Below are 11,626 nucleotides of genomic sequence, written 5' to 3'. Positions count from 1 at the left end.
TTTGCCTTTTCCGGCGGGGGTTCTTTTCTTTTACGGCACGGCCGAGGAAGGCCTACCCGCCGCACGCGGCCGGGGGCCTCCAGGAATACGGCCGCTGATCCCGCACGGGGCCGGGCGCCGTTACGCGCGCCTGCTGGGCCGTCTGAGCGGTAGTCGTGGACCGCTGTTTCTCGTTGACAGCCCGATAGGAGTCCCGCCCCTGCGGGAAGCGGAGGCCGGGGCTGGGAGGTGGTCAGTCGGCGTCGGGGAAGCCGATGGAGAAGGCGGCGTCCAGGTCGTGCTTGGAGTAGGCGCGGAAGGCTATGTGGGTCTCGGTGTTGAGCACGCCGGGCACCTTGTTGATGCGGCCGGGGATCACCTCGGCGACCTGCTCGTACTCGGCCACGCGGACCATGGCCAGCAGGTCGTAGGCGCCGGTGATGGAGTAGACCTCGCTGACGCCGTCGATCTCGGCGATCGTCTCGGCGACCTCCGGGATGCGGTCGACCTCGGCGTTGATGTGAACGATAGCCGTGACCATGGAACTACTGTATCGAATCACCGCAGAGGCCGCCCTTCGCGGTGGCGGACGCGGTCGATCCCCTGATAGGCCAGGTCGATGCGGGCCTTGTGGCGGGCGGCGCCGTGGGCCGGCAGGCTCCACTCGCCGTCGACCTCGACCAGCCGCACCCCGGGTGACTCCAGCCATCGCAGGATGCACTCGGTCTCCTCGGCGCTGGCCGCGTGGACCGGCCCAGGGCCGGGGATGACGGCCTCGGCCGTGGCGGTGAGCGACTCGACGAACGGGGTGGGGTGGGCGCCGCGCGGCATCACGCCGGCCGCGGCGAGGCGGCCGTAGCGGATGACGTGGATGTCCCATCCGCCGTCGAAGGCGGGGCTGGCCGCCACCAGGTGGGGGATGCGGGTGACGGCGGAGAGCCGCTGCATGCGGGCGGCGGTGCGGACGAACGCGGCCAGCCGGTCGCGGTCGACGGACGCCTCCTCGTAGCGCTGCTCGACCGACAGCCGCTCCATCCGGGCCGAGACGGCGGAGAAGACGGGGGAGGCGTCGAGCGTCATCGCCCGCCGCGCCGCCTCGGCGTGGGCCAGGTAGTCAGCCTGGCTCTGCTTGCCCTCGCAGGGGGCGCCGCAGCGGCCCATGTCGTGCAGGACGCAGGCCGAGCGGAGGGTGCGCAGGCTGATCGGCTGTGTGCACTGGCGCAGCGGCACCGCTTCGTGCAGCGCGGTGCGGGCGTCGTCGGCCAGACGCGTGCTGGAGAAGGGGCCGAGGTAGGCGGCGTCGTCGTCCTTGACCTCGCGCACGATCGACAGCCGCGGGAACGGCTCCTGGGTGAGCTTGAGCCAGAAGACCTTCTCGGGGAACCGGGACCTGCGGTTGTAGCGCGGCTTGGCGCCGCCGATCAGGCGCAGCTCGCGCACCTCGGCCTCCAGCGCCGTCGCGCACACGACGTGGCGGACCCGATCGGCGATGCCGATCATCTCGCGGATGCGGGGCCTGGTCTCGCTGGCGGTGAAATAGGAGCGCACCCGGTTGCGCAGGTTGGTGCTCTTGCCGATGTAGAGGATCTCGCCGCGCTCGTCCTCGAAGAAGTAGACGCCGGGCGCGTGCGGCACCGACTCGGCGAGGTGGCGCTTGCTCTGCTGCTCGGGCGTGGGGGCGCGGACGAACGACTTGAGCTCCTCCAGCGTGTGGACCTGGAAGGAGCCGGCCCGCTCGATGAGCCCGTGGAGCACGTCGACGGTGGCCCTGGCGTCGTGGAGCGCGCGGTGGCACGGCTCCGTCGAGGCGCGGAAGAAGCGGGCCAGCGTGGACAGCTTGGCGTTGGGCGTCTCGTCACGGGTCAGCACGCGCCGGGCCAGGTCGACCGTGTCGACGACCGGGTTGGCCGGCGGGGGATAGCCGTGGGCGGCGCAGGCGGCCTTGAGGAAGCGGGTGTCGAAGCCCGCGTTGTGGGCGACGAGCGTGGCCCCTCTGATGAACTCCAGGAAGCTCGGCAGCACGGCCTCCACGCGCGGCGCCGCCATGACCATCGCGTCGGTGATGCCCGTCAGCACCGAGATGAACGGCGGGATCGGGCCACCGGGATCGACCAGGGTGGAGAACTCGCCCAGCACCTCACCCGCCCGGACCTTCACCGCGCCGATCTCGGTGATCTTGTGCTCGGCCGGTGAACCGCCGGTGGTCTCGAGGTCGAACACCACGAAAGTGACTTCGCTCAGCGGGGTGCCGAGCTCGTCGAGAGTGCCTTGAACGGGATCCACGAACCAAGACCATAGAGAGGGCCACCGACAGTTGCGGAGCCGAACGAATAACTATTCGGCCTGTTCCTTCGTTACGCTTCCCCTTGTGTCCCAGGAACGACTCGCCCGCCGTTACCTCCTGCTGCGGCCGCTCGGCAGCGGCGGCATGGGCCGGGTCTGGCTGGCCAGGGACGAGATGCTCGACCGCGAGGTGGCCGTCAAGGAGCTGACGCTGCCCGAAGGGCTGCCCCCGCAGGAGCGCGCCGAGCTGATCGCCAGGGCCGCGCGCGAGGCGCAGGCCACGGCCCAGCTCCGTCACCCCGGCATCGTGGCGCTGCACGACGTGGTCGTCGAGCACGACCGCCCGTGGCTGGTCATGGAGCTGCTGCGCGGCCGCACCCTGGGCGACGCGGTGCGCGAGCACGGCCCCATGCCGCAGGAGTACGCCGCCAGGATCGGCGTCGAGATGCTCGACGCGCTGTCCGCGGCCCACGCCCGCGGCCTCCAGCACCGCGACGTCAAGCCCGGCAACGTGTTCCTGACCGACAGCGGCAGGGTGGTGCTCACCGACTTCGGCATCGCCCGCCAGGAGGGCCAGGCGACGCTCACCGAGCAGGGCCTGATGATCGGCTCCCCGGGCTTCATCGCGCCCGAGCGGCTGGAGGGCGACCCGGGCGGCCCCGCCAGCGACGTGTGGTCGCTCGGCGCGACCCTGTTCACCGCGGTGACCGGCGCCCCCGCCTACGGCGGCACGGCGGCCGAGCGCATCCGGGCGACGCTCACCCGGCCGGTGCCGCACGCTCCCGGCCCGCTCGGCCCGGTGATCGCCGCCATGATGGCGCCCCATCCGGCCGCCCGCCCGCCCGCGCCGCAGCTGATCCAGGCGTTACGCCAGGTCGCGGCCGGTCAGCAGGCGCAGCTGCCCGCCCACCACGAGGCCACGACGCCCGTGCGGGTCAGGAAACGCGGCAGGCCGCTGCTGTGGGTGGCCGTCGCCGCGGTCGCGGCGGTGGTGGTCGCCGCCGCCACGACCACCGTCCTGCTGATGCGCGACCGGGCCTCGGGCGGTGTCCCCGAGGCGTTCACCGCGCCGATGGACGTGTGCTCGCTGCTCGGCGAGGAGGAGGTCGGCCTCTTCCTGCGCACCCAGCAGCCGCCCAAGGCGACGCCCGGCTCCGACGAGGTCGGCCCCCGCTGTCAGTGGCCGATCCAGGGCAGCGGGGTGGAGCTCCAGGTGCAGAAGGACTCCGACACCCGGGACCCGTGGGCGATGACCCCCGAGACGGCCCGCACCCTCTTCGCCAACCAGCGGCGCTGGTGGGACACCCACGACAAGCTCGACTGGACGTGGCCCGAGATCGGGACCAAGGCCAGCGTCCCGGTGACCCGCACCCCCGTGCGGACGATCGCCGGCGTCGGCGAGGAGGCGTTCGCGTTCGAGCTGAAGGGCGGCACCGGCCGCATCCACACCGCCATCGTCCACTACCGCCTGTCCAACCTGGTGGTCTTCGTCGGCTACACGGCGCTGTCCGAGCGGCTCGGCGACGAGGACATCAAGCAGGCGGCGGTCAAGGCCGCGCAGGCGACCGAGCGGGCGTTGCGCCATGCCGGTTGACGCCTACCTGCTGGCCGGCCGCTACCGGCTCGTGGAGCGGCTCGGCGAGGGCGGCGCCGGCACGGTGTGGCGGGCCCGCGACGAGACGCTCAACCGCGAGGTCGCGGTCAAGCAGGTGCGGATCCCGCCCCGGCTGACCCCGGCGCAGCGGGCCGAGTTCGCCGACCGGGCGATCTACGAGGCGCGGGCCGCCGGGCGGCTGCGCGACCCGGCCATCGTCGTGATCCACGACGTGGTGCTGGAGGCCGACCAGCCCTGGATCATCATGGACCTGGTCACCGGCCGCTCACTCGACCAGGCGATCAAGGACTTCGGTCCGCTGCCGCCGCCGAGCGTGGCCCGCATCGGCCTGAGCGTGCTGTCGGCGCTGCAGGTCGCCCACTCGTACGGCATGGTCCACCAGGACGTCAAGCCGGCCAACATCCTCCTCGACGCCGACGGCTCGGCCATGCTCACCGACTTCGGGATCGCCGTCACCATGGGCGCCAAGGGCGACCGCTACGGCAGCGCCGGGTCGCCCGGCTACATGGCGCCGGAGCGGCTCAACGAGCAGCCGTCCGGCCCCGCCTCCGACCTGTGGTCCCTCGGCGCGAGCCTCTACACCGCTGTGGAGGGGCGGCCGCCCTTCGCGCGGCCCAACCCGGCCGCGATGGCCGCCGCCGTGCTGCTGCACGACCCCCCGTTCCCTGCCAGGGCGGGTCGCGAGCTCGGCGGGCTGCTGATGGCGATGCTCGCCAAGGACCCTGCCGCGCGCCCCACCGCCGGGCAGGTCCGTCAGGCGCTGGAGCACGCCGTCTCGCCGGGCCGTGCCCCCGCGCCGTCCGCGGGCCGGCGCCGTGCCTGGTGGCTGGTGCCGGTGCTGCTCGCCGCCGTCGCACTGCTCGGCACCGCGGGCTGGTACGGGTGGACTGTGCTCAACCGGGGCGAGCCGGGCCGTTACGCGGCCGCGCCCGACCCGTGCCGCCTGCTCACCGCCGCCCAGGCCGAGCAGGTGGTGGGAGGCGCGACGGGGGCGGAGAAGACCCGCGAGGGCGAGTGCCAGTGGCGTCTGCAGCAGGGCTCCCTGGTCACGCGCAGGGTGACCGTGCGCGTCTGGATCGAGCGGCCCGACGGCTCGCGCGGCGCCCCCGAGGTGGCTGCCCGCCGGTTCGACATGGAGCGCGCCAGCAGGCGGGCCGCCGAGGGCTCGGTGTTCCGCGAGCGGGTCGGCGAGGTGCGCGACGTGCCCGGTACGGGCGAGGCCGCGTTCGTGCAGTCCCGCTTCGAGCGCTACATCAACTCGCCCGGCTCCGGCCGGGCCGACACCGCCGTGCTGCTGCGCGACAGCAACCTGATAGCCGAGGTGGTCTGGCACCGGACGGACGTCGGCATCGACGATCCCGCCGACGAGAAGACCGCCGTCGACGCCGCCGGGATGGTCTCGGGTGCGTTGCGAGGATGAGGTCGTTCAAGTGGCTTGCAACCGGGCTGACTAGCATGTCTCCCCGCAAGTCATGGCTAACCCCAGGAGTCACTGGTGCATCCCGGTAGCGAGAACCAGCCGCCGAACCCCTACCCGGCACCTGGCGGACCCTTCCAGCCACCGGCGGGTCCCCCGGGGCCGCACCCGCCGCCGCACCCGCCGATGCAGGTGATGCGGCAGATGCCTCAGATGCCGCAGAGCCTGCCGGGCCCGCCGCCCGGCCCGCCGCCCGGGCCGCCGCGCCCGCCCAGGCGCCGCCCGTGGCTGCTGCCGCTGCTGGCCGCCGCCGCCGTCGTGCTGGTGGGCGGGGGCGCGAGCGGCTATCTGGTGTACGGGCAGCTCTCGCGGGCGAGCGACCCCGCGCCCACGCGGCAGCAGGCGGACCCCACCGCCTCCCAGGCGTCGGCCGGCGCGGCGGCGGTGGACGGCCCCGACGTCTGCGCGATGCTGCCCAAGGAGGAGGCCGACCGGCTGGTGCCCGGGGCGACCGTGGTCAAGGGCTCCCGGCAGCACCCGTCGGTCACCACGTTCACCTGTAACTGGGTGAACCAGCGCATCTCGTACGGCGAGTTCTGGCGCAACCGCGAGGTGGACGTCAAGATCGGGCAGCACCTGGGCGACGGCGCGAAGACCGGCCGGGCCATGGCGCAGAGCTCCTACGAGTTCGACTACGGCGGCGCGAAGTACCGCGAGACGGCCAGGCCGACCCCGAAGAAGGGCGAGAAGGAACGCATCTCCCCGGTCACGGACATCCCCGGCGTCGGCGACGGCGCCTACGCCCAGTACACCTGGCGCCGCTCCGGCCAGCTGCTGTGGTACTCGTTCGGCCAGGCCTACGCCCGCGTCCACGACATGACGATCGAGGTCAAGTACCAAGCGGGCCAGCAGCGCAAGGACGCGCAGATCCTCAGCAACCAGACCACCCAGTCGATCACCGAGGAGAACGCGATCCGCGAGGTGACCGGCCTGATCAAGCACTTCGCCAAGGGCGTCGCCGACTGGAAGGCCAAGCACCCGAACGTCGTCGCCCAGCCGTACCCGACCGTCACGAGCACGCCGCAGGCCGCCCCCACCCCGACGCCGACGGAGCTGAAGATCTTCCCCGCCGCCTGCGAGTCCATCACGCAGGCCGTCACCGCGCTGGTGCCGGAGCCGGAGACCCGGGCGCGCGGCACCGAGACGGGCAACGACACCCAGACCGAGTGCCGCTGGCTCAACCGGGACGCGCCGGGCGTGGCGGGCAAGACCCGCGTCCGCAGCGTCCTCATCACCGTGCACAGCTTCACCAACCGGGCCGGCGTGGCCGACAAGACCGCGGCCGGGTCCTACTACTCGACCCAGCGCGGCCAGGACAACAGCACCGAGAACTCGTCGTTCAGCGGCATCGTGTTCGGCGACGTCCGCGACGTCGAAGGGCTCGGCGAGGCCGCCTACGGCCGCTACGTCCAGACCCGGCGCGGCGACGTGCACGCCGGCAGCGGCAGCGTGACGGCGCGGCAGGGCTCGCTGGTCGTGGTGGTCGACTACGCGGGCGCCGACCGGCCCGAGGGCAAGCCCGCCGACGCGCCCGAGGCCGAGATGCTCCCGGAGAAGGAGGCCCGCGACGGCGCGCTCACGATGGCCAAGGCGTTCCTGGCCGCGCTGGCCCAGAAGCCGATCGGCAGCTAGGCGGGGGTGTCGCGCAGGCGTTCCACCCGTACGCCGCGCAGCAGCAGCTCGGAGACCAGCAGCGCGCACAGCAGCGTGGCCGCCAGCGCGGCGCCGGTGACGAGCGCCACGGGCGCCGCCGCGACCTCGTGCGGCAGCGGCGGCGTCACCACCGGCTCGGCGAACTGCGGGATGCGGCCCAGCGCCGCCTCGGCGGCGACCAGTCCGGCCACCAGCCCGGCCAGCGTGCCGGTCACGACCGTGATCGCCTGTTCGAGCAGCAGCGACAGCCGCAGAGCCGGCGCCTTCGCGCCGGCCGCCTCCAGCGCGGCCAGCTCGTAGCCGCGCCGCCGCGCCGCCGTGTGCAGGGCCAGCACGGTCCTGCCGAGCGCGAGCACGGCCGCGGCCAGCGCCGACACCAGCAGCAGCATGAGCGCCAGCCCCGGCCCCTCGGCGGCGTATCCGGCCTCCAGATCCGCGGCGCGCACCGTGGACACCACCGTCAGCCCTTCCCTGGCCAGCGCCGCCTCCAGCGCCGCGGTGCCGGACTGGCGGGTCCACACCTGGAACTGGGCCTTCTCGTCCACCCCGTACGCGATCCTGTCGGCCTGTTCGAGATCCATCAGGACGCCGGCGCCGGTGATGCCCGGCGCGGCCGCGGCGGTGACCGCGGGCCGGACGCGGTAGGCGAAGGCGTTGTCCAGCCCCGGCACCGCCTTCGCGCCCACCTCGCCGACCACGATCCCGGCGGGCTCCTGCTCGTAGGTGGCCGGCCGCAGCACCTGCATGCCCGTGTCGGAGACGCCGAAGCTGCCGTCCGTCCGGCTCGGGTCCTGGTCCACCCGCCAGGCGGGAGCCGGCACCGGCTGCCAGGCGCCGTCCCGCAGCACCTCCATGCTCTCCACCCGCACCTCGACGAAGGCCCCGCCCTCCACGCTCCCCAGGGCGTTCAGGTCGGCGTGGATCCTGCGCAGCTCGCAGGGCACCTGGCGGCAGGGCAGGGGCAGGTTCCACTCGTACGCGCCGCCGGCGCCGCGGAGCTCGCCCATGGTGATCGAGACCGGGCCCACCCTGCCGGTGATCCGGAAGGCGGCCTTGACCTGCGCCGCCCAGTTCTCGGTCAGCTCGCTGTGGGCCAGCCGCAGCCGGAACCGCTCGCCGCGCACCCACACCCGGGCGGCGTCGGGGCTCGGCAGCGCGGCCATCGCCCCGGCCAGGTCCTTGCCGCCCGCGAGCTCGGGATCCCAGTGCGCCACCCGTGCCAGCCGGTCGGGGTCGGAGACCACGAGCTGCGGCGTACCCGGCATCTTGATCACCGGCGCGGCGAGCGCGCCTCCGGGGTCGGCGGCCTCGACCGCGGCGGCCAGTTCGCCCGGCTCGACCGGCTGGACGGTGATGGCGGTGGGAGCGCCGTTGTGGAAGGCCGCCACCCGCGCGTAGTCGTCGCTCGTCGCCGTCCACGCCGCCACGGCGAAGGTGGCCAGCCCGAACGCGGTGCCCAGGACGATCACACTGCCCGCCGTCACGGGACCCCTGGCCACCTGGCGCAGCGCCAGGAAGGGCCCCAGCCCGCCGCGCCGCCGGGTGAGACCGAACAGCCATCCGCTCGCCACCGGCAGGACACGGCTGGCCAGCAGCGCGACGCCGAGCGCCATCAGCCCGGGCACGGCCATCGCGCCGGCGCTCTCCCCGGAGGCATCGGTGATCACACCGGCCGCCAGCAGTTCCGTCAGCCCCAGCGCCGTCACGGCCAGCACCACCGCGTCCAGCGCCCAGCCGCGGGCGCTCCTGCGCGGCGTGCGCCGCCACTCCTCGGTGACCGGCCGGGTGGCGACGCGCCAGGCCGACGCGGTCGCGGCCAGCACCCCGCCGAGCGTGGCCGCCAGCCCGGCCGCGACCGCCGCCGGAGGGAACGTGGTGGGGACGCCCGCGGGCAGGAGCGCGCCGATCATCAGGCTCGCCGCCGCGAAGCCCGCCGCGAGGCCCAGCGGCACCGCCAGCAGGAGCAGCAGCAACGGCTCGGCGAGCGCGAACCGCCACACCCGCACCCTGCCGTGGCCGCGGAGCCTGGCCAGCGCGATCTCCGGCCCCCGGGCGCGCACCAGGTCGCCGACCGTCTGGAACAGCAGCAGCCAGCCCAGCCCGACGAGTTGCGCCGCCACCAGCAGCGCGGGCACGCCCAGCGTGCCGGCGTTGGCGTCCATCGTCCGCAGCGTGTCGGCCATCCGGGAGAACACGATGGCGTCGGTGGTCCGGCCCGTGGCCTCGGCCAGCGCCTGCATCTCCGCCAGCAACGGCAGGTCCGTGCCGGTCAGCCGGTCCGGATTGACGCGGATCAGGGCGTAGTCGGTCCAGGCCTGCTCCCCGAGGCCCGAGCCGACGTAGTAGGTGACGGAGCGGGTCTCGCGTGCCGTGAACAGCGCGTCGGCCTTGTTCTGGCTGGGCTGCCCCTGCGGGTCGAACAGCGTCCTGCCGAACCAGAACGGGTCCGCGGGGTCGCCCGGCCGGTAGACGCCGACGACCTCCAGCGGGGCCGTCTCCAGCGTGGCCGAGCCCGGCCGCGCGGACCGGAGCGACCTCAGGCGCACGACGTCGCCGGTCTCCAGCCCGGACGCCTCGCTGGCCATCACCTCCCCGGCGGCGGCGGGGCAGCGCCCCCGGGCCGGTTCCAGGTGCTCGCACTGGCCGTCCTGCCACACCACCGTGTACGCGCGACGGTCGTCCTGGTCGGCGCTGCCGCTGGACACCTCCATGCCGAACACCGGCGGGTCGGTGAAGCCCGCGCCCGCCGTGAAGCCGGCCACCTTGGGCTCGATGGTGCCGCCGGACGTGGTGTAGCGCCAGCCGCGGCCCTCCACCGGCGCCTCGCGTATCGCGTCGCGGACGATCGTGGTCAGCGCGCCCGCCGAGTAGATCGGCGCCACGGCGGCCGAGGCGATCGGCACGACCGCGATCAGCAGCACCACCAGGGCGAGCGTGCGGCGTTCCCACAGGCCTCGCAGGATCACGGCTCCACCCTTCGCAGCACGACCCCGTCCTCCACCGCCTCGATCCTGGCCATGGAACCGGGGGGCAGCAGGTGGTGGTACTCGGGCGGCACCTGCACCGCGCCCTCCCTGCCGACCACCACGAAGTCCTCGCCGTGACGGCCCTCGGCGCCGACCCGGCCGTCCCTGATCGTCACCGTGCGGCCCAGCGCCTCGCTGACGCCCGGGTCGTGCGTCACCACCACCGCCGTGGTGCCCTCGGCCTCGGCGGACTCCTTGATCAGGTCGATCACCCGCTGCCCGGACCCGGCGTCGAGCTGGCTGGTGGGCTCGTCGGCCAGCAGCAGCCTGGGGGAGTTGGCCAGCGCCACAGCCAGCGCCAGCCGCTGCTGCTCGCCGCCCGACATCCCGCCCGCGGGCCGGTCGCCGACGTCTTCCAGCCCGACGCGGGCCAGCAGGTCACGGACCCGGCGCCGGTCGCGCTTCACCGCGCGCTGGGCGAACGCGACGTTCTGGGCGGCCGGGAGGTAGCCGATCAGGTTGCGCGACGGGTTCTGCAGGACCACGCCGATGCGCGACGCCCGCAACCGGTCGAGCCCGCGCTGGTCGAGCCGGCCCACGTCGGTCCCGTCGAGCCACAGCCGGCCGGCGCTGGGCCGCAGCAGCCCCGCGAGCAGCCACAACAGCGTCGACTTGCCCGCGCCCGAGGGACCCAGCAGCGCCACCGTCTCGCCGGGATCGATCACCAGGTCGACGTCGCGCAGCGCCACCACCTCGACGTCCTGCGCCCGGTAGATCTGCACGATCCCGTCGCAGCGCACCATGCTCATCGGTGGACCGCCGCGCGCAGCTCGACGACCCGATCGCAGCGTTCGGCCACCTCCGGGTCGTGGGTGGCGATCACCAGCGTGGTGCCGTCCGCGCCGACGGCGAGCAGCTCGTCCAGCACCACCTCGCGGTGGACCGCGTCCTGCTCGGCGGTCGGCTCGTCGGCCAGCAGCACCCTGGGGCGCAGCGCCAGCGCCCTGGCCACGGCCACCCGCTGCTGCTGCCCGCCGGACAGCTCCTCCACCAGGTGATCGGCGAACCTGGCCACCCGCAGCCGCTCCAGCGCCGCCGCCGCCAGCCGCATCGCCTCACGCGGCGGCCGGCCCGCCGCGCGCAGCGCCACCTCCACGTTCTCCGCCGCCGTCAGCAGGCTCAGCAGACCGTACGACTGGAAGACGAGGGCCAGGCCGGCCCGCAGCTCCGGCTGCTCGTCGAGCGGCACACCGCCCACCAGGACGCGCCCCTCGGCGGGCGGCGCCAGCCCGGCCAGCGTCGTCAGCAGCGTCGTCTTGCCCGAGCCGGACGGGCCCATGAGCGCGACCCGCTCGCCCTCGTCCAGTTCGAGTGTGAGGTCGTCGATGAGTTTCCTGCCCGCGACGACGCAGGAGAGCGCGCGACAGGAGATGGCAGGTGGGGGCACCACGCGCGGATCATCCTCCGGGGGGCGGCTTGACGTCAACCGTCAACAACCTCGCAAGTCCGCTGCAAGCACGCCGCATACCGTGGTGCCAGCAGGCGACACGTGAGCCGCGCGAGCAGAGCCGCCCAGCACAGGGGCCTGGGCGGGCAGGAGTGGGGGAGCCGCGCGGCTCACCGCCGTCTCCGTCCCACCCCTGAGCCGTGACC

At 74.1% G+C, this 11,626-nt stretch carries 8 protein-coding genes; 3 read left to right on the top strand and 5 right to left on the bottom strand.

The window, feature by feature from the left end; translation table 11 throughout:
• Positions 1-232: 232 nt before the first annotated feature.
• Both KME79_RS13115 and KME79_RS13110 read right to left on the bottom strand, forming a co-directional pair.
• Entirely contained in the window at positions 233-520 is a 288-nt protein-coding gene (locus tag KME79_RS13115) for an Lrp/AsnC family transcriptional regulator (protein WP_148032805.1), read from the bottom strand.
• Positions 521-537: 17 nt separating this feature from the next.
• Positions 538-2,262 (bottom strand): DEDD exonuclease domain-containing protein, encoded by a 1,725-nt coding sequence (locus tag KME79_RS13110; RefSeq protein ID WP_148032804.1) that lies wholly within the window; start codon positions 2,260-2,262, stop codon positions 538-540.
• A gap of 85 nt (positions 2,263-2,347) precedes the next feature.
• Between KME79_RS13110 and KME79_RS13105 the strand changes: the two genes are divergently transcribed.
• The 3 genes from KME79_RS13105 to KME79_RS13095 all read left to right on the top strand — a co-directional run bounded on the left by KME79_RS13105 (position 2,348) and on the right by KME79_RS13095 (position 6,986).
• Positions 2,348-3,856, top strand: a complete 1,509-nt coding sequence (locus KME79_RS13105; RefSeq protein ID WP_219544669.1) for a serine/threonine-protein kinase — start codon at positions 2,348-2,350, stop codon at positions 3,854-3,856.
• Complete coding sequence (locus tag KME79_RS13100) at positions 3,846-5,297, top strand: serine/threonine-protein kinase (RefSeq protein ID WP_219544668.1); 1,452 nt, start codon at positions 3,846-3,848, stop codon at positions 5,295-5,297. Before KME79_RS13105 ends, KME79_RS13100 begins: the two co-directional genes overlap by 11 nt.
• Positions 5,298-5,498: 201 nt before the next feature.
• On the top strand, positions 5,499-6,986 hold the full coding sequence (locus KME79_RS13095; protein WP_219544667.1) for a hypothetical protein: 1,488 nt from the start codon (positions 5,499-5,501) through the stop codon (positions 6,984-6,986).
• Here KME79_RS13095 and KME79_RS13090 read toward each other — a convergent pair.
• The 3 genes from KME79_RS13090 to KME79_RS13080 are packed head-to-tail and all read right to left on the bottom strand — an operon-like array spanning position 6,983 to position 11,423.
• Complete coding sequence (locus KME79_RS13090; protein WP_219544666.1) at positions 6,983-9,973, bottom strand: FtsX-like permease family protein; 2,991 nt, start codon at positions 9,971-9,973, stop codon at positions 6,983-6,985. The two genes, KME79_RS13095 and KME79_RS13090, sit on opposite strands and share 4 nt — an antisense overlap.
• The gene (locus KME79_RS13085; protein WP_219544665.1) at positions 9,970-10,782 is read right to left on the bottom strand and encodes an ABC transporter ATP-binding protein; all 813 of its coding nucleotides are present in this window, start codon (positions 10,780-10,782) and stop codon (positions 9,970-9,972) included. The genes KME79_RS13090 and KME79_RS13085 overlap by 4 nt, the downstream gene beginning before the upstream one ends.
• Positions 10,779-11,423, bottom strand: a complete 645-nt coding sequence (locus tag KME79_RS13080; RefSeq protein WP_219544664.1) for an ATP-binding cassette domain-containing protein — start codon at positions 11,421-11,423, stop codon at positions 10,779-10,781. The genes KME79_RS13085 and KME79_RS13080 overlap by 4 nt, the downstream gene beginning before the upstream one ends.
• Positions 11,424-11,626: the final 203 nt, after the last annotated feature.

Origin of the sequence: Nonomuraea harbinensis, assembly GCF_019396385.1 — a bacterium.
Lineage (GTDB): Bacteria > Actinomycetota > Actinomycetes > Streptosporangiales > Streptosporangiaceae > Nonomuraea > Nonomuraea ferruginea.
This window is presented reverse-complemented; position numbering and strand designations above follow the sequence as displayed.

Excerpts from the sequence above, each read along its gene's own strand:
- KME79_RS13115 (WP_148032805.1), bottom strand. The coding sequence starts at position 520 with ATGGTCACGGCTATCGTTCACATCAACGCCGAGGTCGACCGCATCCCG.
- KME79_RS13100 (WP_219544668.1), top strand. The coding sequence starts at position 3,846 with ATGCCGGTTGACGCCTACCTGCTGGCCGGCCGCTACCGGCTCGTGGAG.
- KME79_RS13095 (WP_219544667.1), top strand. The coding sequence starts at position 5,499 with ATGCCTCAGATGCCGCAGAGCCTGCCGGGCCCGCCGCCCGGCCCGCCG.
- KME79_RS13085 (WP_219544665.1), bottom strand. The coding sequence starts at position 10,782 with ATGAGCATGGTGCGCTGCGACGGGATCGTGCAGATCTACCGGGCGCAG.